This is a genomic window from Pseudoalteromonas piscicida, assembly GCF_002208135.1.
GTDB classification, from domain to species: Bacteria; Pseudomonadota; Gammaproteobacteria; order Enterobacterales; family Alteromonadaceae; genus Pseudoalteromonas; species Pseudoalteromonas piscicida_A.
Genome location: NZ_CP021646.1, coordinates 3,246,508 through 3,271,465, shown reverse-complemented (window position 1 = coordinate 3,271,465; position 24,958 = coordinate 3,246,508). Strand labels below are relative to the sequence as shown.

Here is a 24,958-nt window from a genome sequence, read left to right as displayed (position 1 = left end):
TGAGCTAAATGGAATAACAATGCTAAAGCGATCAAGCAGTTACTCAATTGGGGTGGCGTAAGCACCAATGCCCTGTAAATACATTTTGGTTTGGCATGGGAAGTTGGTGAAAATACCATCTACGCCAAAATCTAGCATCATATCTATGTCTTGTTGTTTATCGACCGTATAAGCAAATACCTTTAGTCCGCGAGATTTTGCGTCCAGAACATATTCATGATTAATAAAGTTTTTATCCATATGAATACTGTAAGCATGAAGTGATTCGGCAAATTGCGCATAATGTATTGGAATAGAAGCGGTTAACGCGCCAATTCTTACCCAAGGTAATTTTTGCTTCAACCACAATAGTTGGTGATGGTCAAAGGAAGAGATGAGTAGCTGCTCTCTGGTGATCACGCCTTGCTGGATATGTTCTTCAATATAAGTAACGAATTTGTCTAAGCCAAAGGTGTGTTTTAATTCTAAATTGATATCTGTCTGTTTACCTATCGTGGCGAACACTTGCTGCAGTGTTGGAATCGATTGCCCTTTACCGGCATCAAGCGTGGCAAGGTAGGCCTGAGTTTGCTCATTGACTCTACCCACGCCGTTAGTGGTTCTGTCTAGCCACGTGTCGTGGATAATGGCGTAATCATCCGCGCAACTTTGCACATCCAACTCAATACCATCAACGCCAATATGGAGAGCTGCTGCTATTGCAGCAAGTGTGTTTTCTGGATAGCTGCCACTGGCTCCACGGTGCGCTAAGACTTGAATCATGCTTTTTTCCTTGTAATAGACCAAGTTTCAAAACAGGCTGCACTAACGACCAACAACCCGCCTAGTAATGTTGTAAGTGTTAACGTCTCGTGTAACAGAATATAAGCTAATAGCGTTCCATACAATGGTTGTAAACAAGAAATTAACCCTGCTGTGGTGGCAGATAAATAACGCAGGCTAGAGGCAAATAAAGCGTGAGGAATGGCCGTAAATATTGCTCCTGCAAGCAAGATTAACCAGAGGTTTTGTGTAGTCACTTGTTGAATTGGCACTTCCACAAATGCCAACAGCATGAGGCATGCAACAAGCGTTTGATAAAGCATCGTGTGCGGGCCACTATAATGAGAAAAGAAACGTTTTTGAAGCAAGTTGCGTAGTGCAAAAAGTGCACCCGAGAATACACCTGTGATAATCCCCAGTGTAACTTGGTTGCCAAGGTTAGCTTCGGGTACTAATAGGTAGATACCAAATAACACGGCGCTGGCACTGATAAAATCTTTTAGCTGTACACGGCTGCGAGTGAAGAGTGGCTCTAAAAAAACGGTGATCACGGGGTAGGTGAAAAAGGCAATGATCCCAACAGCAATTCCCGCCAACTGCATGCCTGCAAAGTAGGTCACCCAGTGGAGTCCCACAATGACTCCAAGAACTAAAGCCGTAAGATAATCTTTTTTGTGTGTTAATTTAAGCGGCTGCCGTTGTATTTTTAGTAAGAGGAGTAGCACAATGAAAGCAACGGAGGTACGGTAAACGGTGATATCCAGTGCTGAGAGTGAAATTAATTTTGAAAATAATGCTGTTCCACCAAATAATAAAACGGCACTATGGAGCGAGAGCAAAGCGGATTGTTGTGGGCGCATATTGGATATTAGAACTGTTTTTTAACAGTCTATCATTTAATCGCTTTGGGATGACAAGATTGTTGACACTTGTCACTCAACATTTTGCGCTTAAACGGAAATAATAATAAAAAAAGTGAATCAGAGAAGCTTGTGTCCATTACCACAGAATTTACCCTAGTAGAAAAGCGGCGCTCATTTTGGAATGCCGGACCCCTAATATTTTCAACCTTTTATTTTTTCCCATTAATATTTAACTGGGCACAATTGAGCGCAGTTATTATTGCGTTGCAAGTTATTGTGTACCTTAGCTTTGTCCTGCTCTATTGGCAGAGTATTACAAAAACGGGCAATGCGTTGGTGATGAATTTAGTGCTGATGGCAGGGCTTTGTGTCGCAGGTAGTTGGGTGACGACCGGGACGAGTTCATTATTTGGCTTTATTGCTTTTTTCTGCGGTTTTAATTTTCTGCCTCGCTATAAAATCATTGCGATGCTAATCATCATTGCGCTGGTATTGCTAACGGCTAAATTTATCGCCACCCAGCAAGCGGTTTATTTCTTGATGCCAGCTCTATGTGTGGCATGTGGACTCTTTATTTTTGGCTGGATGTCACACCGAGAGCGAGTACATAAAGAGCTGCAGAGGCAAAGTGAAGAGGAAATTAAGCGATTGGGCGCCGTGGCTGAGCGAGAGCGTATTGCGCGCGACCTACATGATTTACTAGGCCATTCACTCAGCTCAATAGCATTAAAGGCGGAGCTGGCGAGTAAATTTGCTGCTGCAAATGCATTAGAGCAAGCGCAATCAGAAGCGCAGCAGGTAGCAGACTTAGCGAGAGAAGCACTAAGCGAAGTTCGCCAAGCTGTCACAGGCTACCATCAACTTGCACTTGATGCCCAGCTGCATATCTTGGCATCAAGGCTAAAAGATAAGGGTATTGCCGTAACACTAGAATTACAGGCAGTCACTTTGGATAAAGTAAGCGAGGCATGCTTGTGCTTTTTTGCTAAAGAAGTATGCACCAATATTATTCGCCACAGCGACGCTGATAAGGTTTGCTTCACCCTGCGGCAAGACAAGAATAATGTTTTTGTGGAGATTAAAGATAACGGTTCTATAAAGTTCATAAAAGAAGGAAATGGTTTAATGGGGATCCGTACCAGATTGAAAGAATGTGGTGGCCAATTATTTTATAACACCGAACAGGGCGGATACTTTAAGGCGGTACTAGGGGAAGCAGGATGATCAAAGTTTTTATTGTTGAAGATCAAGCATTAGTAAGAGGAGCTATTGCGGCATTATTGAGCTTAGATAGAGAGATTGAGGTGGTTGGCGAGGCTGAAAACGGTCAAGTTGCAAAGGAAAAGTTAGCAAAGTTAACGCCTGATATCGTGCTAACGGATATTGAAATGCCACAAGTCACTGGGCTTGAGCTTGCTCAGCACTTACAACAAAAAATGCCAGACACAAAAGTGGTAATCATGACAACCTTTTCAAAGGCGGGTTATATTCGTCGCGCTATCACCTTAGGGGTAAATGGCTTTGTATTAAAAGAAGCGCCTAGTGAGTACTTGCTATCAACGCTAAAGAAGGTAATGAATGGACATAAGGTCATTGACCCAGAGCTCGCCCTGTATGCATTAGAGGATGCTGATCCACTTACCGATAAGGAACGCAAAGCGTTGCGTTTAGCGAGCGAGGGATTAAAAACGGCTGAAATCGCAGGACAGTTATTTTTGAGTGAGGGAACGGTAAGGAATTATTTATCTGATGCAATCGCGAAATTACATGCGACAAACCGAGTAGATGCGGCAAGAATAGCTAAGCAAAAAGGGTGGCTGTAACTAGGTGTAATAGCATATATCCAGTTAATACTTCAAAATAATCCTGTGCGGTAATATACTGCATCATTCACTAAGTAATAATAATGTATTAATTTTGAGTGCGATAATGGATCCTAAATTACTTATTCAAGTTACCGCAATAACGACTGTGGTTTGTACAGTTTTTATGGCCGTAAACTGGTTGATTAATAAAGGTCTACCCGGCACTCGAGATTGGCTTGTTTTCATTGCGCTGACCGCAATTGGTTGTGGTCTGTTAGCAGCCCATGCGCTGCCAATTACGTTCTCAATTTTTATTCCTAATCTCACTATCGCATTTGGGCTTTTTTATCTTGCTCGTGGTGTCGACGCATTTTTTGCTGTGAAAAGTAACTATATGCCTTGGTATGTTTTGGCCGCATTGGGCATTCCAAGTTTTACTTACTTTCTGTACGTGGACTTTAATTTTGTTGCTCGTGTTGTCATCAATTATTTTGTATGGGCAATGGCCATGCTCTACTGTCTGCGAGCGTTGAATAAAGGGCAAACGTTATTGTCTAAGGAGTTCAGTGCGGCACATTGGGCATTTGGTCTTTCGTGTTTGAGCTTACTGGCAGTACTTACTTTTAGAGTGCTAATGATTGGCGGCTACTCAGTGACAGATAGCCTTGTTTCGGCAAATTGGGTGAATCAATTTTTCTCTGTTTCAGCGAGCACGATGCCGTTGTTGTTGTGCTTTTCTTTATGTCTTTTATGTAGCAGCCGTCGTGAAAAAGAGCTGGATATGTTAAAAACTGCTGCTGAGCAGTCAGCTTTAATCAAAGGTCAATTCTTAACGCTATTGAGTCATGAACTACGAACGCCACTGAATGCTATTGTTGGTCATGCTGAGTCGCTTAAAAAAGTGCCGCGAGAGCCAAACCGCCATGCCCAGTTGTGTGATGTTATCGTTCATGCTGCGATGTCGATGTCAGACTTGGCTAATCAAGTCTTACTGCAAGCGAAGGGGGAGTATGCTGCGCAAAACCGCGTATCTGTTTCGCTTTATAGTCTTTCGCAAGAGTTAGTACGCCTCTTACAGCCGCTGGCGTTGGCCAAAGGGCTGAGTTTAAGGGTTGAGGTTAAAGGGCTTTATCCGCAAGACGTTCATGTTGTCGAGCAAGATACATTGTCCTTGGTACTAAGAAACTTGCTCTCTAACGCGATTAAATACACAGATAAAGGCGTGATTACACTTATTCTCGAAGGTACAAACCGTGCTGAGGATATGCAAACGATCCGTTTTGCGATTAAGGATACGGGCAGAGGGTTGACCGAAGTGCAAATGGAAAAGATCTTTGAGCCCTTTGTCACTTTAAATACCGAACAATCCATCTCGCAAAGTGCAGGATTTGGGCTGGCGTTATGTAAGCAACTATTGCAAGGGCTTAACTCTGAACTTAACGTCGATAGTAAACTTGGCAATGGTACCGTGTTTAGCTTTAAGTTAGATTGCCAGTGTAGCGATATTCCGTTAAAGAGCGCGGAGTTTAATACAGAAAAACTAGCACTCAATGTGCTTGTAGTTGAAGATAATGCCATGAATATTGAGGTGATCAGCACCTATTTAAACGATATGGTAAGTGAGTTTTCTATTGCTAAGTGTCTTGCAGAAGCTGAAGTCGCGCTATTAGAACACAATTTCGATATTGTTCTATTAGACATGCGATTGCCTGATGGTAATGGTCTTGAGTGGTTTAAAGAGAGCTTCAAAGAAATTGGCTTTACCTCTAGCGTAAAGGTTGTCGCGTTAACGGGTGATGGCGATCCTGAATTGAAGAGGCGATGCCTCCGAGCAGGTATGCAGGACTGTTTAACCAAGCCTATTATGCCAAGCCGTTTATATGCAGCACTTGAATGTGCCACAGTAAAGACAGCATCGCGTTTAGAATGTAAAACGTTAATTGATCAATCAAGATTTATGGATCTCGCAAACCGTGAAAATTCAGGTGTGCTGGCGACAAAATTGATGTATTTAGCAGATCGATTTGAGTACGAAATTGCGCAAATCAAAGGACTCACAGAGTTGAATATAACGGATTTAGCCGCTGATAAACTAGCCTACATTGAAAACGAAGCGTTAGAGCTGGGTATGGTGAATTTTGCAGAGCTTGTTCAAGCTGCAACTGTGCAGCTAACTTACTCGGAAGAGCAAGTTGATTGGGACGGTCTTGCTATGGTAGCTAGACGTTCGGTTGAGCGATTGCTTGAATTACATGCCCAAATTGCGATTTTAGAATCACCATCAAATACTGCAGAAAATTTATCTGCATAGGAAATAACTGAACATACTTTGTTATTCGGTCCAATCTGTTTTACGCAGTTTTGGTTTGTTATCGTAAAGTGATAATGTGGCCCGTTTTTCAGCCCGAAAACCTCGTCAATAGTCAAACAAGTTAAACCAGAGTTTGGATAACAAATGAGAAAGTGCATTGTTATCGAAATTAACCTTTCACTAATTTCTTGTTTAGCAGATTTAATACCAATTATCTTAATTAAGTGGTCTATTTTGAGGCGAGAAAATCTTGTCGATAACACCGCTGCCGCGTCGTGCTCACGCCGAGGTACCTACGTCCTGTAGGCAAGGCAAAGATTTTGCTATTTAGTTGTTCTAAATGAGAAATTTTTAACGCAGTTAGCGTCAGATTTGCTCCTTCAAATTGAGCAAGTATTAAGACTAATTGGTATAATCCTCAGAATTGAGCCGATCTCAAGTGAGATTGGTTTTTACCATCAAGGCAAAGCTATACCTAAATCCGCCTTTCAATAGCAAAAAACACAGTCGAGAACATGAATTAGAACTATTGACAAAGAAAAATAGTTCTTTATCTAGAGCAGATTGCGCTCCTGATGTTCCGATCTTATGAACAAAAATTACTACTTTTTTATTTTCAGTAAATGCTTTTATCGTGTTTTTCAAAATTACACTGTATTACACCTATATTTGAACAATAAAATAGGTACAAATCTCATTCTAATGCATGAGGTATTGTTATTTTATTGCTGAGTTATCTAGGTGGAACGTGTTTAAATCCCTGAGAAAATTAGTTTATTTGTTATGTTTATCAACACTATCCTGGGCGTCGCTTGCTTCTGACGTCCAGCTAACCTCACTTGGGGATACTAAAAACGAAACTGTAGCTCGTGGCGGACAGGTGATATATGACGTTGTTTTCAAAAATATTGACGCCGCAACGGCTAATGATGTTTCAATACTTTTTACATTCCCAGCAACCACCTCGTTTGTTTCTACCTCCATCCGAGGGTGCGCAGCAGTAACTGCACAAAATACCGTTAGGTGTAACATCGGCACTATGGTTGGTGATTCTTCACAAAGTGGAGAGTTTGTCATTCAAACGTCAAAATCAACTGGGGATGCAGTCACATTTCAAGCTGAGATTGAAGCGTCTAATGAGCTACCTGGTACGGGCAACAATAACGTTGCTGAGCAGATCACTTCAGTAGTTGCAGGAGCCGATCTGCAAGTTGTGACTTCTGCGCCTAATACAGTGTACGTCGGGGATGCGTTTGATTATCAGGTAACAGTCAAAAACCAAGGGCCTAATTTAGCTTCTAATGTCACGCTTGAGCATACACTTCCAAGTCTTGCGACATGGAATAAAAATGCCAGTGTGACTACTGGTTGGGCGTGTGCACCCTTAGGTCAAAAGGTGCAATGTACACGACGAGAACTTGATGTTGATACTACAAGTACCCTAAAAATAAATGCAACTTTAAGCGGGTTGGCATCGGGTAATGTAACAGGTGCATCAGTTATTGCAGCACAAACCCAAGATGGAAATAATAGTAACAACAATGATAGCGTTGTATCTAGAGTGCTGCAACAAACTGATCTGGCGTTATCTATGTTTACTACGACGGGTTCCAGTAGAGTCGACTGGGAGCATACCCGTAAAGTTGGCGAAGGATTCAATTTTGTTTTTGAAGTGAGTAACAAAGGTCACTTTGCTGATAAGAACACTGAAGTTGTGGTTGATTTTAATACCAATATTAACGTTAACTTGAGCCAATATCGATTTACCGGTAACGATGCTGCGAACTGGTCTTGTCGTGCAGAGGGTTATCGACTACTCTGCCAAACCTCTTCTACATTTGCTGCAAAGAGCAGTGTGACTTTGACTGTACCCGCTAAGGTTGAGCGGATATTCAACCGGATTTCGACACGTGCCTACGTTACTGCCAAAGCTATTTATGAGCCAAATGTCAGCAATAATAATGATTCGATCATTATATCATCTGAAGATCAAAGAGTTAGGACTGCTAAAAGTGTGCTGAATAAACCTGCTGGAGCGGCGTTTGTCTTGAATGAGACGGTGAAATTTCAAATTAGAACAACCGTTGATGACCCAGATGTTGAGATCTCTCAACTACGAGATACGTTAGACCCTGCATTACGTTTTGTGAGTGTTACAAGTGAACACTGGAACTGCGCTGAAGCATCAAAGGTTATAACGTGTACACCTAAGTCTAATGTTGGTAATCACCCTCGTACAATGGATGTGATTATTGAGTCTACACTTATCAGCAATGCTAGCACAACGGTGAGTAATACTGCTTACGTTAATGCGATAGGCAAAACGTTAAGTGCTTCGACCAGTATTAATGTCCAACCACCAGCACCTGAATTACCCGATTTAACAGTAAGTAAAACATCGGACTATGAATGGTCTGCGTATCGTAGCGCCAAGCCTGAGATGGGATCTATTCTCACTTACACCTTTAAAATTACGAACAGTAACACAGGCGCCACGGCAAGGAACTTAACTCTGACAGATACATTTGAAAATTTCGATGTATTAGAACGTGTAGAAGTACCGCAATCTAACGGTAGCTCAACAATTCTCACGCTTAATGCCGAAGGTGGAAGCTGTGATTTTGATTTATCTTCTAGATTATTGAGCTGTGAACGAGCCGAGCTTGCACCTGGGGCAACGTGGACAGTATCGGTACCAGTAAGGGCGCTATTCAAACCAACCAGCTACTCAGTCAATAATATCGCTTGGCTAAGCTACACCGGTGCTACTGGAGCGGGTCTTGAACTGAAGTATGCGCCATGGAATTTGAATTTACTCAATAATCTAAGTTTACAACTACACAAAGCGAAGAGTTCAAGTCAAAGTAACAGCATCTCAACTGAGCTTGCAACGGGTCCAGTGACCGAAAACGGACTTATTTACAATTATTTTGTGGTTAAGAATAATAGCCAAGTGACCACTCCTGGAGTGATTTCGGTAAGCCATACGCTCAGTACCAAAGAGCGTTTTGTAGAAACGAAAAATAATTATGGGACAAATTGGCAGTGTCAGCAGACATCAGCTGCTAATATTTCACACGGCGGGATTGTATCGTGCGAATATAAAGATTCCGGCAATACGCTGAATATTGCGCCCGGAAAACAGTCGACCTTATTGGCTATTCAAACTCGGGCTGTTGCAATTGGCGTTATAGAAAGCACAGCCGTGGCTAGAGATGCTTTAGCACAGCGTCAATCAGAAGTGGTTACAAGAAGTATTAAAGCTGCGCAATCTGCAGATCTGAGTATTCGTAGCAACGCACCTGATACTTTGCTTGCTAATACAGCCACTATTACCTACCAGTTAACGGCAAAAAATGAGTCTGGTAGCGACATTGATTCACAACAAGGTGGCCAAGTTGAAATTGTTAGCCAGTTTAAGTCTGCGTACTTCAAAAAATATACGTCACCAACCAGTAATATAACGACAATCAATCAAACAGGCTTTTCGGTACCAAAGCAAGTTACAGCTTCAATGGGGGCTATTTTTAATTGTGATGACAGCGCTGTAATTAATGCACAAACAAAAAATATCACCTGCCGATTGGCAAGCGGCTCTAAGTTTAAAGTAGGGGAAACATTACAGGTTGATGTTGAGGTTAGTCGTCCGTTTAGTGTGCCTGCAGGCAAAATCACCAATACCGCAACCATTGCAACAACATCACATAGCGATGCAAACACGGCCAATAATACCGCAACTTCAGTCACTACAACACGCTCATTGTATAACTTAGTTTTACTGAGCAATGCAATTACTCCTAACAAGGTATATAGCGGCGACCGTGCGATACAAACGATTGAAGTGGGTAACTTTGGTGCACTAAGTGCAACGAATGTTTATGTAACTCACGTTTTAGATGCGCAGGCGGGGGAACTTGTGAGGCTGCTATCACTACCACCAACATGCAGCGAAATTGAAGGTGGGGTGAGTTGTGCTATTGGCACGTTGGCGCCAGGAGAGGTGAAAACACTAGAAATCCATCTACGAGGTAAAAGCAGCCCAACAAAGCAAGCCTGGGATTTAAACACCATTTCAGTGGTAGCAAGTCAGCAAATGCGTGCTGCTGATGTGCGTGCAAATACGACTATCATTGACGAAAATGAATGGAGTGTGACGGATAACCGCAAAGTTAATAAACTCATCATTAATCCAAGAATGGTAAATCTTAAAGTTGAGGTGAATGAAAACAGAGATCCTCTTCCTTGGTTTGCTCAGCCAACTAACACGCAAAATAATAGTCTAAGCGCGGTCAATCAACGCCTTTCTTCAGCATTGAATACTGCCAGCAATCAAGAAGCTAAAGATAACCGTTTGGTGTATCAAGTTGATCTTGAATATTTGAGCGACAACCAAGGTGGTCTCTCTGTTGCAAGTGGCGTGCGCTATAGCTTTACTATGAACCCCGGCTCTAATGCCGAACTACAGTTCCTTTGTGATTCAGATAATCCAAAGTCATGTAGCAATCAAACCAATCGCTGTGACAACCTCGCTGCTGTGATTAAAAGTACAACCTCCATACAGTGTCAGGGACCGCTCAACGCAGGAAGCGCTACGCTGGATGAGAATGACCTACAAGAAAGTTTAAATAGTACCGGCAGCGCTACCCAAAAAAATATTTACCGTAGATACATGCATTTTAAAGCCTTGGTACAACCTAAAGACACGGCTGATGTTGTACATAATACCGTGACTGTTACCTCTAACGAGTCAGAAGAGTCGACAACGGATAATACTATTCCTGTGACTACTTCTATCCGTGTTGCCGTTGATCTTGCAATCCAAAAAACCGTATCCAAGTCAGAAGTTGCACTGAACGAGGTATTTACGTACACCTTAGATGTTGTAAATCAGGGGCCAGGAGATGCCGTAAACAATACTATTTTTGATGTATTGCCTGAGTATTTAGAGTTGGTAGGTACGCCAACTATCGGAGGTACAAATTGTGTAGTCGATAGTGTTGATAGTAAAACACGGATCCGTTGTAGTAATGATCGCTTAAATGCGGGTGAAAGCGTACAAGCTAAGATCTCGGTGAAAGCAAAGTCACAGCCGAGTGATAAGACACTGACAAACACGGCAACGGTAGAAACGGACGGTGCCGATACTAATTTAGCCAATAATACCTCTACTATTTCGAACAAAGTCAATGACACGCTGATTGCCAATGTTATCTCAGGGCGTGTGTTTGTCGACACGTTAGCCGCAAATGGCAAACCAGACGGTCAATATCAAGATACCGAAAAGGCACTCAAAGACATTAAAGTCGTATTGAGTTGGCAAGCCGGTGGAACAACACAAACGCGCGAAGTGCTAACAAGTGCAAGTGGGGAGTATCGTTTTGACAATCTCCCTGAGGTTGCTGAGGGTTATACGGTGACTCAACCAGACACAATCTCAGGTTACTTAGCGGGGCGCAGCTATGTTGATAACAGCACCGAAGGGGTAGCCAAAAACAACATCACAGGGCTGACTTTTACGACCAACAGCGCCCGTGTAGTTAACTTCACCAAGCTTCAAGCAGGCTCTATTTCAGGACGTGTGTTTGTCGACACGTTAGCCGCAAATGGTAAACCAGACGGTCAATATCAAGATACCGAAAAGGCACTCAAAGACATCAAAGTGGTACTGAGTTGGCAAGCCGGTGGAACAACACAAACGCGCGAAGTGCTAACAAGTGCAAGTGGGGAGTATCGTTTTGACAATCTCCCTGAGGTGGCTGAGGGTTATACGGTGACTCAACCAGACACAATCTCAGGTTACTTAGCGGGGCGCAGCTATGTTGATAACAGCACCGAAGGGGTAGCCAAAAACAACATCACAGGGCTGACTTTTACGACAAACAGCGCCCGTGTAGTTAACTTCACCAAGCTTCAAGCAGGCTCTATCTCAGGGCGTGTGTTTGTTGATACGTTAGCCGCAAATGGAAAACCAGACGGTCAATATCAAGATACCGAAAAGGCACTCAAAGACATTAAAGTCGTACTGAGTTGGCAAGCCGGTGGAACAACACAAACGCGCGAAGTGCTAACAAGTGCAAGTGGGGAGTATCGTTTTGACAATCTCCCTGAGGTGGCTGAGGGTTATACGGTGACTCAACCAGACACAATCTCAGGTTACTTAGCGGGGCGCAGCTATGTTGATAACAGCACCGAAGGGGTAGCCAAAAACAACATCACAGGGCTGACTTTTACGACAAACAGCGCCCGTGTAGTTAACTTCACCAAGCTTCAAGCAGGCTCTATCTCAGGGCGTGTGTTTGTTGATACGTTAGCCGCAAATGGAAAACCAGACGGTCAATATCAAGATACCGAAAAGGCACTCAAAGACATTAAAGTCGTACTGAGTTGGCAAGCCGGTGGAACAACACAAACGCGCGAAGTGCTAACAAGTGCAAGTGGGGAGTATCGTTTTGACAATCTCCCTGAGGTGGCTGAGGGTTATACGGTGACTCAACCAGACACAATCTCAGGTTACTTAGCGGGGCGCAGCTATGTTGATAACAGCGCCGAAGGGGTAGCCAAAAACAACATCACAGGGCTGACTTTTACGACCAACAGCGCCCGTGTAGTGAACTTCACCAAGCTTCAAGCAGGCTCTATTTCAGGACGTGTGTTTGTCGACACGTTAGCCGCAAATGGTAAACCAGACGGTCAATATCAAGATACCGAAAAGGCACTCAAAGACATCAAAGTGGTACTGAGTTGGCAAGCCGGTGGAACAACACAAACGCGCGAAGTGCTAACAAGTGCAAGTGGGGAGTATCGTTTTGACAATCTCCCTGAGGTGGCTGAGGGTTATACGGTGACTCAACCAGACACAATCTCAGGTTACTTAGCGGGGCGCAGCTATGTTGATAACAGCACCGAAGGGGTAGCCAAAAACAACATCACAGGGCTGACTTTTACGACAAACAGCGCCCGTGTAGTTAACTTCACCAAGCTTCAAGCAGGCTCTATCTCAGGGCGTGTGTTTGTTGATACGTTAGCCGCAAATGGAAAACCAGACGGTCAATATCAAGATACCGAAAAGGCACTCAAAGACATTAAAGTCGTACTGAGTTGGCAAGCCGGTGGAACAACACAAACGCGCGAAGTGCTAACAAGTGCAAGTGGGGAGTATCGTTTTGACAATCTCCCTGAGGTTGCTGAGGGTTATACGGTGACTCAACCAGACACAATCTCAGGTTACTTAGCGGGGCGCAGCTATGTTGATAACAGCACCGAAGGGGTAGCCAAAAACAACATCACAGGGCTGACTTTTACGACAAACAGCGCCCGTGTAGTTAACTTCACCAAGCTTCAAGCAGGCTCTATTTCAGGACGTGTGTTTGTCGACACGTTAGCCGCAAATGGTAAACCAGACGGTCAATATCAAGATACCGAAATAGCGCTGTCAGGCATTGTACTTATATTGTCGGGTCAAGATGTGTTTGGTAATAGTGTTAAGGTTGAAAAGCGCACGGACAATGATGGGCTATACCAGTTTAACGATTTGCTACCAGCAGACTCAGATAGCTATACGCTGATTCAGGAATATGTGGAAGAGGATGCAGGTTACATGGATGGTTCTAACTATGTCCGTAACAATACCCCCACCATTGTTATTTCTGACGTAATCAAAGTGCCGCCGCTTACATCAGCAAATCAGTCTATCGTGGTTGATTTTACCGAATTACTACCAAGTAGAACGATTTCTGGACGGATGTTTGTCGATAGTCAAAATGCGAATGGCGACGGAGTAACGGATGGACTGTATCAAGCAGCAGAAAAGGTATTAGACTCGGTTTCTGTAACATTGAGTGCAAATACACTTGCAGGAGAAAAGAAGACCCTAACTACCACCACAGATCTTAATGGAGAGTTTAAGTTTGAGCGCTTATTCACGCCAGATAGTGCCGGTTTTACACTCACCTATCAGCACGTTAAGCCATATCGAGATGGTTTGGATTATCAGTCAGCAGTAAATTCCGAGCGTTATAGTGTTATCGCTAACTCACAACAGAGCGATGTCCAAACGGGCGCTGAGCAGATTACAGGGATCATTTTAGGAAACAAAGAAGTATTACGTTTTAATCTTACTAAACATTTACCGCCGAGCGATGCACGTATTAATGGCAAAGTTTTTGTGGACGCCAACGAAGATGGAAAGTTGCAAAAAGAAGAAGTCGTGCTTCCAGGAGTTGTAGTAACGCTTAAAGGCCGCAACATACTTGAGCAATCGCTCAGTCGTGAAGTTAAAACTAATACAAAAGGGGAGTTTGAGTTTGCAGGGTTGATGGCTTCTGATCTTACTGGTTACACGTTAAGCGCAGAGCAAAAATCTCCTTATCTAGATGGCTTTGACTATCAAGAAAAGCAAAAAGTGACAGGTAGTGACCAAAGTGACACATTTACCAAGATCATTTTAAGCGAAGGGCAGAGTGCAAACTTTACCTTTACTGAGCGTGTGCCTATTGCTGATGCTGTTATTTCTGGTCGAGTATTTGTCGATCATAACCAAAACGGCGTACTCGATGAAAATGATTACCCGCTTAGCTCAGTAGAGTTGTTGCTAACGGGCAAAGACCATGTTGGTAAAGATGTAAAACGCGTCGAGTATAGCGATGGTACAGGCTTATTCACTTTTTCTCAGTTACCTGCTGCCAACCCTCAAGGTTATCAAGTTTCTCAAAGCCAGCCAGCAGGCTACATAGATGGTCAAGATTATACGTCTGAAGGGAAGGTAGTAGGCGCTGATACTGTTGCTGACATCATGCTAAGTGCTGCGGGAGTCATTACTGATCTGCGCTTTACAGAGCAAGAAGATCGCAGTATTGAGGTTGACGCAATCGTTTTTGCTGATCTTAATCATGATGGTGTAAAGCAAGCCGACGAAAAGGGGATCGCTGGTGTTACAGTGACGCTTACGGGGCAAGACATTTATGGAAATCAGATAAATCGTGAGAGGGAGACGGGCACTTCAGGAATAGTCAGTTTTGAACGTCTGTCTCCCTCTGCACAAGGTTATACACTCTTTGAGCAGCAACCTCAGGGCTATGTTGATGGTAAAGAGTCTATTAATGGTGATGTCGTCAATACAGCAAAGAACGACACCTTTGTGGTGACTTCATCCTCGCTATTTGGTTTTGCTGAGCTTTCCGTATCGCGCTTATCTGGCAATGTATTTATTGATGAAAATCAAGATGGTACTTATCAAGATAATGAGTATGGCATAGCCAATGTCTCGTTGACTCTGAGCGGAGTTGATGTGGCGGGTCAGACGGTTGCTATTTCAACCGTGACTAACTCTCGAGGTCATTATGAATTCGTAGATATCACAGCGAGTAATGATGCTGGATACACTTTGACGCAAACACAGCCGCAAAATTATCTTGATAGTGTTGACTATCGTGCAGGAGTGAAAGTAGCAGATAGCGAGCGTACCGATAAGATCGCAACTATTAAGCTTACAGCAGGCCAGCAACAGCAAAATTATAACTTCACTGAATCATATGGTATCGCGGTTTCTGGTCGGGTATTTGTTGATACTAATGACACTGGTTTATTAGTCGAAACTCACGCACGTGAAATGATCTCTGATAGCTCAATTCGGATCCAAGGCGTTGATTATCGGGGCCGCCCCATTGAGCAGGAAACGGTGACAGACAAAAACGGTTACTACAGTTTTAATGCACTGCCGCCAAGTGACAGTAGCGGCTACCAACTTGTTCAGCTCACGCAACCTGTAAACTTTATCGATGGTTATGAATCTGCATTGGGGGCTGTGGTAGCGAACTCTAAAGGTAGAGATATTATTGATATGGCTGCGGTTTCGAAGCTCGGCGAATATCGTTATTTTGACTTTGCGGAGTTACCACGGGCTTCATTAAGTGGTTATGTATGGGTCGATAGCAATGAGAATGGTATCCGTGATAGTGCGGAAAGTATTGGTGTTGAGGGAGCGACGATTAAGCTGCACGGCACAACGACAGCCGGTGATGAAGTTAAGTTAAAAACAGCAAGTGATCGTGATGGTTTTTATCAATTTGATTATTTGCACCCAGGTACTTATCAAATTCTGCAACATCAGCCTAGTGCTTGGCTAGATGGCAAAGAGCAGTTAGGTTCTTTAGGTGGTGAGCAACTGCAAGATCGCTTTTTGAATATTCCTGTTAAGTTGGGTGAGCAAGGTGAGCAATATAATTTTGCTGAGCGTGGAAGCCATGTTTCTGGCCGAGTATATGTTGATCTCAACGACAATGGCATTAAAGAAGAAAATGAAATTGGCCTATCTGATGTTGAGCTACGCATTCAAGGTCATGATCTTGATGGTCACTTTATCTCTAGGGTAACGCAAACAGACGGTTATGGGCGATACCAGCTACGTAACTTACCGTTACCAAGTAAAGCAGGCTACACCCTATTGGAAAAGCAACCAGAAAATACTCAGGATGGCTTAGATAGCGTAGGTAGTCTGGGAGGTATTGTTGGTAATGATGAGCTAAGCGGTATTGTGTTCACCTCACATATTACGGATGCAACACAGTATGATTTTGGTGAGCAATTGCTCGACCCCGCTAGTATCAGCGGCTTAGTTTGGCTCGATAAAAATCATAACCGCCATAAGGACGATAATCACGGTCTGGATGGTTGGCAAGTCGAGCTGCTACCGGATCTGATGACTGGAGAAGCAAATTCTCTAGATGCTGAGCCAATCGCTGTTGTGCAATCTGGGGCAGATGGCAATTATATTTTTGATGGGCTGCCGATTGGTACCTATGAAGTTAGATTCCGTCACCCACAAGGTGGGATAATATACGGCACACCGATATCGGATGATCCTGAAGTTTCTACCGCTAAAGGTACGATCCTAAATTTACGCTTAAGTGCGGGAGAGCATGAGGATAATCAGTCGTTACCGGTAGATCCATCCGGTGTGGTATATGATACCAAAACGCGTCTGCCGATAGCTGACGCAGTGGTTAAGATCCATGGTCCTAAAGGCTTTAAACCAGATCTTCACCTAGTCGGTGGTAGCGGTAACGTAGAGCAATCGACAGGCGATGATGGTTTCTATCAATTTTTGCTGTTTGCAGGAGCACCACAAGGCCATTACACACTCGAAATAACTGCACCAAAAGGCTATTTCAGCGTTTCGCACAGCAGCATCGTGGCATGTGATAATACCTTAATTGTAGGTGCAAGTGATTTACCAGTAAAAGTTCATCAATCTGGTAATGTACCACCTCTAGATGCCCTGATTCATTTACCGAGTCGTTGTCCACAACACTCTAGAGAGATTGCGCAATCTAATCAGTCTACCCAATATTACTTGCGCTTTGAAATTGACCCACAGCTGCCATCGGCGAATGTGGTGAACAATCATATCCCGCTTGATCCTCTAGATAGCACTGTTATTCAAGTAGCAAAACAGGCACTAAAGCAAGATGTAGTAGTGGGGGAATTAGTGCCTTATCAGTTAAGTTTTAGCAACCGCTCGGCTATATCACTAGACGATATAGCCTTCGTTGATAGATTACCGCCGGGGCTTAAATACGTAAAAGGCAGCGCGCATATTGACGGTAGGAAAGCTGAACCTCATCAGTACGGCAGACAGCTCATTTGGTTTGCTCAGTCACTTGCCGCTGAAGAAACAAAGCGCATCGAGCTACTTGCGGTTGTTGGTGCAGGTGTTGTGGAGGCGCAGTATACCAATCAAGCTTGGGCTGAACTGGTTTATGGCGATCTGCCAGTTAATGTGCCTTCTATTCGTACCCCAAAAGACATTACGACAGCTATAACTGGTGGAGTGAATGGCCAGCTACCTTATCAGGGGCAACGTATTTCTAACATTGCTACTGCAAGTGTGCGTGTTATTCCTGATCCTGTGTTTGATTGTAGTGATATTCGTGGCCAAGTATTTAATGACTTGAACAGAAATGGCTATCAGGACGAGACAGAAAAAGGACTGGCGGGCATTAAAATTGCCACAGCTCAGGGGCTTTGGATAACTACCGATGAATTTGGCCGTTATCATTTAAGTTGTGCAGATGTGCCAAATGCCGTGCGCGGCAGTAACTTCATATTGAAGCTAGATACGCGCAGTTTGCCATCAGGTTTCCGCGTAACGAGTGAAAATCCAAGGGTTGTACGACTAACCAGAGGTAAAGCGAGTCGAGTAGACTTTGCTGCCAATATTCATCACGTTGCACGGGTGCAGTTAAATGCTAAGGCATTTAATAACAATGAATTAGCTCATCAATATCAACAACAACTCAAAGCGCTACTAACGCAAGTCGCACAACAACCAGTCATCATTCGACTGGCTTATGAAATCGAAAATTCACAAGCTCAATATCAGGCAGAAGCTGCGTTGGAGCAGGTCGCTCAGTGGTTAACACATCATGCTGATACTAGTGAGCAATCTTTAACAATAGAAATGGAAATAATACCAGCCGTGATCCCAGCGATTCAGGAAAGCTACACCGAGGTGGGCAATGACTAAGACGTTTTCTTTCCACCCCCTGATGGTAGGGATGTTACTTACTTTTCCAACAGTATCTATCGCTGGTGTGGCTAATAGCTCGGCATCACATCGTATTATTGAACCTGGAAGCAACACCGAACGTGTCCTTGTACAAAAGTATTTTGTACTGCATGCGCTTTCTAGTCCAAAACCACAAACGCACAAGCAGATGGTACTGGAACAGACTAAGCAGAGCGATGAATTTATTAAAGATTCTGCCATTCGGTTTGTATCAGGTAAGCATTATCTAACCGGGTCAACACGCGCAGAAATGGATAGAATTATCGGTTTGTTGGCGAATAAACAAGCACTAAAATTACACTTTATTGGTCATGCTGATAATCAAAGGCTGAGTGCCAACGCGAAAAAGATCTACCGCGACAACCAAGATCTCTCTGAGCATCGAGCGCAAGTTGTTGCTGACTTTTTTCAACAACAACTCGGGTTAGACCCAAGTGCTATCACAACGGAGGGACGATCAAGTAACGATCCGGTTGCAAGTAATGCAACTCTTGAGGGGATGGCACGAAATCGTCGTGTTGAAGTGATTGCTGTATATATGGAGGAGCGACAAGTCCAGCAAGCCACGCATCTACCGGTTCCTATGAGAGAAAATCTCTGTGGACAGTCTAGTACTTTGTCACAAGGTATGAGTATTACCCTTGATGGAAACCCCTTTACGACTGAGAATATGACTTCCAATGCTGATGTACAGCGATGCGCAGACATCGCACTTGACCAGATGGAGTTGCAACTCAAGTATGATCCATTAAATGTATTGCCGCAGTTAAATGTACAACATGCCTTGACGCAATTAGATGATAACTTAATCCTTCATTTGAAGGCGTTTAGTAATTACCAAACCTTTATTGACTATGCGGAAGTGCACATTCTCGCACCGGATGGTCAAAAGATACTAGAAAAAGTACCGTTAAACAAAGGGTTGACTGGTCAGTGGCAATTACCCGCAAACATGTTGGGAATGAGCCTGCGATACAAACTTAGAGTGTATGACAATCACGGTCACTTTGATGAAACGGCATTGAAGTATATTGATTTTCGACCACAATATGCTGTTGAGCAAAGTAAAGTTGATGCGTATTTGATGACGGGATTTGCCCGCTCTACACTTAAAACGCAAAATATCAAACTAGCTGGTGGTACGCTTACGCTGTATGGTGAAAAGGTACCTCTAGACCACCACGTTTACTTTTTAGGTCGGCCCATTAGTCTTACCCGAGAACGAAAGTTTGTTCATCAGCAAATCGTGCATACCGGCTTTCATCGTGCTGAAGTTGCAGTATTAGATAATGAAGGCAATGGCCAGTTGATCCATCGCGATCTTGAGATCCAAGAAACGGATTGGTTTTATGTTGCAATGGCCGATCTCACGGTAGGGCAAAATAAACATAACGGCTCACTAGATTTAGTTGGTGATACTCATAACCAAGATGGCAACCTCTTTTCAGAAGCGAGGTTAGCGGCTTACGTTACTGGTAAGTGGCGAGATGAGTACAAGGTAACGGCAAAAATTGATACCCAAGAGCAGCCTCTTAACCGATTACTCTCTGGCTTACACGAAAAAGATCCCCGTAGCCTATTTAGACGCTTAGAAGAAAGCCAGCACCCTGCCGAATATGGTGATGATAGCCAAGTTGTCGATGATGCGCCAAGTAATGGCAAAGTCTATTTAAAAGTGGCGAAAGATAAGTCTCACATAATGTGGGGTAACTTCCACACTCAGATTAATAATACCGATTTAGCGCGTGTTGAGCGTGGCTTATATGGTTTATCTGGTCAATTCAATAGCCAAGCCAGCACTGATTTTGGAGCGCAACAGAGTGTCGCTTCTGTTTTTGTGGCACAAGCTGAGACTCTTCCTGCTTATGAGTCTCATCGTGCGACGGGAGGCTCGCTTTATTACTTAGAGCATCAAGATATTGTTCAAGGTTCAGAGCAACTCTCAATAGAAATTAGAGACAAGATAACGGGCCTTGTATTGGTTAGACGTACGCTTTCTCCGGGGCAAGACTATGATATTGATGCCTTGCAAGGACGGGTGCTGTTGTCTCGACCGGTGTCTTCATTTGAGCAAGATGACCTATTGATACGCACAGCAACGATGGATGCTAATCCGGTATTTATCGTGGCCCAATATGAATATACACCTGGTTTTGAAGAGCTGGATAACCTCACTTATGGTGGACGTTTTAGTCGTTGGTTTAACGATCAAATACGCTTAGGCACAACTTATAGTAAGCAGCAATTAGATAGCCACGATGATACCTTGGTTGGCATTGATGCAACGTACAGATTTAGTGAAAGTGCGTATATCACAACCGAAATCGTACAAACAGAAGGATTGGCGGAATTAAGTAACAGTTTTACCGGTGGTTTAGACTTCTCGACCACAGCAAGTTCAAAACAAGTGACAACGGCAAAGGCTAAGCGAGTTGAAGCGGTATTTGCACTAAGAGATATAGGGCTTGAACAAGAAGGAAATGTTGAAACTTACTGGCAGCATAACGATGCTGGCTTTGCTGCAACGGGCCAAGTTACGCAGAATGAAATACGCACATCAGGTGTGAAGCTAGCTTGGCAACTTGATGAAAGTGCAGTTTTAACGCTAAAAGCAGATGAAAAAGAAGCAAAGGGCCAAGTTAAAGAAGTGGCAGCAGAAGTTAATGCCAGCTATCAATATTCAGATTCATGGCTGGTAGAAACGGGGCTAAGGATAAACGATAAGGAGCAATCTATAGAGTTATCTGAGCACAATCTAGATGATGGAGTTCGAGCTGACGTTGCGATACAGCTAAGCTACCAAACTACCCCAGACTGGAAGTTGTATGGATTCGTGCAGGGGACGCTTGAGTCGGATCCGCAGCGTCGCAGCAATAATAGGGTAGGGGTCGGTGGTGACTTGGCGGTAACAGAAAATATTTCTCTGTCTGGAGAAATCTCTGAGGGTAATTTGGGTGAAGCTGGTAAATTTGGGATCAGCTACGACTACCAAGAAAATAGCCAATTGTATATGAGTTACCGTAGCGATCCCGACGGCCAAGATCTGTTGTCATCTGGTGAGCAGCAAAACTGGATTACAGGTGCAAAGCATCGTTTTAATGACAGTACCAGTGTTTATGCGGAGCAAGTGTGGCAACAACAGCGAGATCAAACTGGGTTGACCCATGCTTATGGGATCGATCATCAACTATCCGAGCGTTGGCAAACTGGTTTGAGTTTTGAAACTGGGCGACTTGAAAGTCCTGACGATACTATTGAACGAGACGTTACCGGTATTTCTTTGGCTTATCACGGCCATGTTATACGTTGGACAGGGTCATTGGAATATCGTCAAGATGATGCCAGCAATAGTGATACGTCAGCTTGGCTGACACGTCAAAATATCACTGCCAAATTTAGCCAAGATTGGCGTTCACAACTGCGCCTAGACTGGGCAAAAAGTGATGGTAGCAAAGAGGCTGAGGAAGGTGCACTTGATAGCCAATTTACTGAAGCACAGTTTGGTATTGCTTATCGCCCCGTTGAGCATAGCCCTTGGTCTGGCCTTGCAAGTTTTACCTTTTTGGAAGATCTCGCCCCCGCTGCACAACTGAGTCGAACAGGCAGTGCCGATACTCCGCAGCAACGCAGTCGAGTATGGGCTTTGGATGTAGATTACCGAGTAAACCATCAATGGACCGTTGGAACCAAGCTTGCCCAGCGTAATGGGGCGTTAAGACTGCGCAGTGAGGGTAGCACATGGTTTAACTCTACTGCGAGCTTGCAAGTACTTCGCGCTGACTATCATTTACCTCATCAGTGGGATGTAACTGCACAGTGGCGTAGATTAAGTGTTGATACCGCGCAGGACGAGCGTCAAGGGGCTTTATTTGCGGTTCACAAACATGTTGGGGAGCATATGAAAGTTGGTGTGGGTTATAACTTCACTCACTTCTCTGATGACTTAACTGATCTAAGCTACGATTCCAAAGGCTGGTTTTTAAATATTGTTGGTAAGTTTTAATCAAAAGGCTTAAATCGATAATTATTATCAAGCTGATATATGAACTTATTTTGAATTCGCCTGTGGTGTTCACTGATAATTAATGCGAGTGCTGTTATTTTGGGTTAAAATAACAGCATAGCTTATTTAACAAGACAGTAATGCCAAAACAGGATCCCTATCTCGATAGAGAACAGCAAAAATACGACAATCCAGTACCTAGTCGCGAATTTATCTTAGAACACATTAAAAGCGCGGCCAAACCACCTTCTTTCTCTCAATTGTGTAACGATTTAAAAGTGCAAGACGAAGAACGTCAAATTGCGCTTAAACGTCGCTTGCGTGCAATGGAGCGAGATGGTCAGCTGCACTTCAATAAATTTAAGTGTTACACCATTCCAAGTGATGATGGTCTAGTCAAAGGCCGCGTTGTTGGGCATCGTGACGGCTTTGGCTTTTTAGAAGTGGAAGGCGAACCCAAAGATTGGTTTATCACTAAGTATCAAATGGAGCGCGTGCTGCATGGCGATTGGGTGTTAGCGAAGGCTGGCAGTCGAGGCTCAGGTGGTAAGGTGGAAGCGCGCATTGTGCGGGTACTTGAAAAAGAGCGTGCGCCAGTCGTCGGTCGTTATTTTGTTGAGTTTGGCATGGCAGTCGTGGTGCCAGAAGACCCTCGCATTACTCAGGATATCATCATCGTACCTGGCCAAGAAAATGGCGCTCGCCATAATCAAATGGTGCAGGTAGAGATCACTCAAAGCCCAAGCAAGCAAATGAATGCAATGGGTAAAGTACTTGAAGTGCTGGGCGATCATATGGCGCCGGGTATGGAAATTGAGGTGGCACTTCGCAATCATGATATCCCTCATGAGTGGCCGAGTGAAGTAGAAGCACAAGTGGCAAACCTTGGTGAGTTTGTTGAAGAGTCTGCCAAGCAAGGCCGTGTTGACCTGCGCGATTTACCGTTAGTGACCATTGACGGTGAAGACGCCCGTGACTTTGATGACGCCGTATATTGTGAGCGTAAAAAGTCAGGTGGTTGGCGTTTATGGGTTGCTATTGCGGATGTGTCTCATTATGTCGGCAAAGGCACAGCGCTTGACAAAGAAGCGATTGAGCGTGGTAACTCAGTGTATTTTCCTGAGCAAGTTGTGCCAATGCTACCTAAGGTGCTATCGAACGGTTTATGTTCATTGAATCCAAAAGTAGATCGCTTGTGTATGGTCGCGGAAATGACCGTGTCTGAAGCGGGTCGTTTGTCTGGCTACCGTTTTTACGAAGCTGTGATGAACTCTCACGCTCGCCTTACTTACACCAAAGTCCATGCGATTTTACAAGGTGACGAAAAGCTCAGAGCGGATTATCAGCCAGTTGTGCCTCATCTAACTGAGCTCCATAACATGTATATGGCGCTGAAGGCTGCAAGGCAGGAGCGTGGTGCAATTGAGTTTGAAACCCTAGAAACGCGCTTTGTATTTAATGCTCATCGAAAAATTGATTCTATCGTGCCTGTGGTTCGCAATGATGCTCACAAGCTAATTGAAGAATGTATGATCTTGGCGAACGTGTCAGCAGCAAAGCTGTTGGAAAAACACGAAGCCCATAGCTTGTACCGTGTTCATGATGAGCCAGATCCTGAAAGATTGAGCCAATTTAGACAATTCTTGCAAGACTTGGGTATCGAAAGCCAATTACCTAACGATCCGTCGCCAGAGGAATTGACCCAAGCGCTTGAGTCATTGGGTGATCGCCCTGAAAAAGAATTGATCCAGACCATGTTACTGCGCTCAATGAAGCAAGCGGTATATCAGCCAGAAAATATTGGCCACTTTGGTTTGGCATTAAAAGCCTATGCACACTTTACCTCACCTATTCGCCGTTATCCGGATCTGGTGGTGCACCGCGCAATCAAAGGCATTTTACAGCAGCAACAACAGCCTGTGAGTGGCGCTTATATCTATAACGAAGATGAAGTGAAACAACTGGGCGAGCAGTGCTCGATGACAGAGCGCCGCGCTGATGACGCCACTCGTGAAGTCGCGGATTGGCTTAAATGTGAATTTATGCAAGACCATGTCGGCGATGAATTTACAGGTGTGATCTCCTCTGTCACCAACTTTGGATTATTTGTGAGACTAGACGACTTACAGATTGACGGAATGATCCATGTGAGCAATTTAGGGCATGAGTACTTCCACTTTGATGGTGCAAAGCAATGTCTGATTGGCGAGCATAGTCGCACGGTGTTTAGACTCGGCGATAAACTTACTGTTGTGGTTGCTTCAGTCAGCTTGGACGATCGTCGCATCAATTTAGCCTTAGCTGAAGAAGGTCAGCAAGACAGGTATGCAAGGCGTCGAAGATCTCCAAAAAGTACAGCAAGTAGTGTTCGTGAGCAGCTAAAAACGGGTAAAATCCCGGGAGCTAAGCGCCGTGACGGTGAAACGTCTGGTCGCGACAAAGATAAAGGCGATGACAAAGCTAAAAAGCGCAAAAGAACGACCCCTAAGGGTGAGCTCAAACAGGCGAAAAAGGCAGGCACGCTGAAGTCGAAGAAGAAATCGACGAGTAAAAAAGCCAAAGCGGCAAAGGGCAAAGCAAAACGCCCAGGTAAAAACGAAAGAAGTCGTAGTAAAAAAGCGCAATAGATTATAAAGCGGGAGCTTTAAC

8 protein-coding genes are annotated in these 24,958 nt (G+C 44.0%); 6 read left to right on the top strand and 2 right to left on the bottom strand.

All coding sequences use genetic code 11. The annotated features are described in order from the left end of the window. Positions 1–39 precede the first annotated feature (39 nt). Entirely contained in the window at positions 40–762 is a 723-nt protein-coding gene (locus B1L02_RS15085) for a glycerophosphodiester phosphodiesterase (protein ID WP_088531693.1), read from the bottom strand. Then, entirely contained in the window at positions 759–1,622 is an 864-nt protein-coding gene (locus tag B1L02_RS15080; RefSeq protein WP_088531692.1) for a DMT family transporter, read from the bottom strand. The genes B1L02_RS15085 and B1L02_RS15080 overlap by 4 nt, the downstream gene beginning before the upstream one ends. 246 nt (positions 1,623–1,868) lie before the next feature. On the opposite strand from B1L02_RS15080, the gene B1L02_RS15075 reads away from it, so the two are divergent. The 6 genes from B1L02_RS15075 to rnr all read left to right on the top strand — a co-directional run bounded on the left by B1L02_RS15075 (position 1,869) and on the right by rnr (position 24,936). Then, the gene (locus tag B1L02_RS15075) at positions 1,869–2,849 is read left to right on the top strand and encodes a sensor histidine kinase (protein WP_223191990.1); all 981 of its coding nucleotides are present in this window, start codon (positions 1,869–1,871) and stop codon (positions 2,847–2,849) included. Beyond that, positions 2,846–3,448, top strand: a complete 603-nt coding sequence (locus B1L02_RS15070) for a response regulator transcription factor (protein ID WP_088531690.1) — start codon at positions 2,846–2,848, stop codon at positions 3,446–3,448. Before B1L02_RS15075 ends, B1L02_RS15070 begins: the two co-directional genes overlap by 4 nt. A 106-nt stretch (positions 3,449–3,554) precedes the next feature. Then, on the top strand, positions 3,555–5,741 hold the full coding sequence (locus tag B1L02_RS15065; protein ID WP_088531689.1) for a hybrid sensor histidine kinase/response regulator: 2,187 nt from the start codon (positions 3,555–3,557) through the stop codon (positions 5,739–5,741). Between the two features lie 880 nt (positions 5,742–6,621). Then, entirely contained in the window at positions 6,622–18,264 is an 11,643-nt protein-coding gene (locus B1L02_RS15060; RefSeq protein ID WP_167651260.1) for an SdrD B-like domain-containing protein, read from the top strand. Further along, entirely contained in the window at positions 18,257–22,309 is a 4,053-nt protein-coding gene (locus tag B1L02_RS15055) for an OmpA family protein (RefSeq protein WP_088531687.1), read from the top strand. The genes B1L02_RS15060 and B1L02_RS15055 overlap by 8 nt, the downstream gene beginning before the upstream one ends. A gap of 140 nt (positions 22,310–22,449) precedes the next feature. Then, positions 22,450–24,936: a ribonuclease R gene (rnr, locus tag B1L02_RS15050; protein WP_088531686.1), complete on the top strand. Its 2,487-nt coding sequence runs from the start codon at positions 22,450–22,452 to the stop codon at positions 24,934–24,936. The last annotated feature ends 22 nt before the right edge of the window (positions 24,937–24,958 follow it).

Bases quoted from the DNA above. Each gene is read 5' to 3' on its own strand.
- B1L02_RS15070 (WP_088531690.1), top strand. From the start codon at position 2,846: ATGATCAAAGTTTTTATTGTTGAAGATCAAGCATTAGTAAGAGGAGCT.
- B1L02_RS15055 (WP_088531687.1), top strand. From the start codon at position 18,257: ATGACTAAGACGTTTTCTTTCCACCCCCTGATGGTAGGGATGTTACTT.
- rnr (WP_088531686.1), top strand. From the start codon at position 22,450: ATGCCAAAACAGGATCCCTATCTCGATAGAGAACAGCAAAAATACGAC.
- B1L02_RS15080 (WP_088531692.1), bottom strand. From the start codon at position 1,622: ATGCGCCCACAACAATCCGCTTTGCTCTCGCTCCATAGTGCCGTTTTA.
- B1L02_RS15065 (WP_088531689.1), top strand. From the start codon at position 3,555: ATGGATCCTAAATTACTTATTCAAGTTACCGCAATAACGACTGTGGTT.
- B1L02_RS15085 (WP_088531693.1), bottom strand. From the start codon at position 762: ATGATTCAAGTCTTAGCGCACCGTGGAGCCAGTGGCAGCTATCCAGAA.